The 385-nt window shown below is 61.3% G+C and carries 1 protein-coding gene; it reads left to right on the forward strand.

All coding sequences use genetic code 11. The features are described 5' to 3' along the window. The coding region (locus tag EOB36_RS34135) for an MFS transporter (protein ID WP_128286601.1) at positions 1-385 on the forward strand (385 nt) is incomplete at both ends.

Raw genomic sequence — 385 nt, forward strand, 5'->3', positions numbered from 1 at the left:
CCAAGTCGTCTTCGGCCCGATTTCCGACAGGATCGGCAGGCGCCCGGTGCTGATCGGTGGCGCGCTTTTGTTTTCAGGCGCTTCCTTTCTGCTCGCCAGCACCTCACTGGCCGCTTTCTTCGTCGTCCTGCGCGTCATGCAGTCCATTGGTGCGTCCGCCATTCTCGTTGCAACCTTCGCAACGGTTCGCGACGTCTATGCGCAAAGACCCGAAAGTGCCGTCATTTACGGCCTGTTCAGCTCGATGTTGGCTTTCGTGCCGGCGTTGGGGCCGGTTGCCGGTGCGTTGATTGCCGACAATTTCGGCTGGCGGGCGATCTTCCTGACGCTCGGAGTCCTGGCCACGGCAGCTACCCTCAACGCATGGCCGAAATGGCACGAAACC

The organism is Mesorhizobium sp. M6A.T.Cr.TU.017.01.1.1, from assembly GCF_004023115.1.
In the GTDB taxonomy this organism is placed as follows: Bacteria; Pseudomonadota; Alphaproteobacteria; order Rhizobiales; family Rhizobiaceae; genus Mesorhizobium; species Mesorhizobium mediterraneum.